At 64.8% G+C, this 1,592-nt stretch carries 1 protein-coding gene; it reads left to right on the top strand.

What is annotated here, in order from left to right; all coding sequences use genetic code 11:
- Positions 1-1,592, top strand: a 1,592-nt coding sequence (locus L6639_RS42850) for a glutamate synthase central domain-containing protein (RefSeq protein WP_276576273.1), incomplete at both ends; no start/stop codon positions are given.

The following is a 1,592-nucleotide window of genomic DNA, read 5'->3' as shown; positions in this document are numbered from 1 at the left end:
TATTACCCCTGCTCGATGTCCTGCCGCACCGTGATCTACAAGGGCATGTTCCTCGCCGACCAGCTCGGCAAGTACTACCCTGATCTGCACGAGAAGGATTTCGAGAGCGCGCTGGCGCTGGTGCATCAGCGCTTCTCGACCAACACCTTCCCGGCCTGGTCGCTGGCGCACCCCTATCGCATGATCGCGCATAACGGCGAGATCAACACGTTGCGCGGCAACACCAACTGGATGGCGGCGCGCCAGGCTTCGGTGAGCTCCGAGCTGTACGGCAAGGACATCAGCCGGCTCTGGCCGATCTCCTACGAGGGACAGTCGGACACCGCCTGCTTCGACAACGCGCTGGAATTCCTGGTGCAGGGCGGCTACTCGCTGCCGCACGCCGTCATGATGATGATTCCGGAGGCGTGGGCCGGCAATCCGCTGATGGATGAGAAGCGCCGCGCCTTCTACGAATATCACGCCGCGCTGATGGAGCCGTGGGACGGCCCGGCCGCGATCGCCTTCACCGACGGCCGCCAGATCGGCGCCACGCTCGACCGCAACGGATTGCGGCCGGCGCGCTATCTCGTGACCAAGGACGACCGCATCGTGATGGCGTCCGAAATGGGCGTGCTGACCATCCCCGAGGACCAGATCATCACCAAGTGGCGCCTGCAGCCCGGCAAGATGCTGCTGGTCGACCTCGAACAGGGCCGCCTGATTCCCGACGACGAGATCAAGGCCGAGCTCGCCAAGAGCCATCCCTACAAGGAGTGGCTGGAGCGGACCCAGATCGTGCTGGAAGACCTGCCGAAGGTGCCGACCACGGGCGTGCGATCCAACCTCTCGCTGCTCGATCGCCAGCAGGCGTTCGGCTACAGCCAGGAAGACATCGCGATCCTGATGACGCCGATGGCGGCCACGGGGGAGGAAGCCGCGGGCTCGATGGGCAACGACACGCCGATCTCGGCGCTGTCGGACAAGGCCAAGCCGCTGTTCACCTATTTCAAGCAGAACTTCGCCCAGGTCACCAATCCGCCGATCGACCCCATCCGCGAGGAGCTGGTGATGAGCCTCGTCTCGATCATCGGGCCACTGCCGAACCTGTTCGACCTGCAGGGCATGGCCACCACCAAGCGCCTCGAAGTCCGTCAGCCGATCCTGACCGATGCGGACCTGGAAAAGATCCGCTCGATCCCGGAAGTGGCCGAGTCGCACTTCAAGCCGCGCACGCTGGACACCACGTTCCACGCCGGCCTCGGTGCGGCGGGTATGGACCAGGTGCTGGACGAGCTCTGCGCACGCGCGGAAGTCGCCGTGCGCGAAGGTGTCAACATCATCATCCTGTCCGACCGCATGGTCGGCACCGACCGGGTGCCGATCCCCTCGCTGCTGGCCTGCGCCTCCGTGCATCATCATTTGATCCGCACGGGCCTGCGCACCTCGGTTGGCCTCGTCGTCGAATCCGGCGAGCCGCGCGAAGTGCACCACTTCGCTTGCCTTGCCGGCTACGGCGCCGAAGCGATCAATCCTTACCTCGCGTTCGAAACCATCATCGCGATGAAGGACCGCCTGCCCGGCTCGCTCGACGACTACGAGATCGTCAAGCG

The sequence above is a fragment of the Bradyrhizobium zhengyangense genome, from assembly GCF_022012555.1.
Lineage (GTDB): Bacteria > Pseudomonadota > Alphaproteobacteria > Rhizobiales > Xanthobacteraceae > Bradyrhizobium > Bradyrhizobium zhengyangense.
This window is presented reverse-complemented; position numbering and strand designations above follow the sequence as displayed.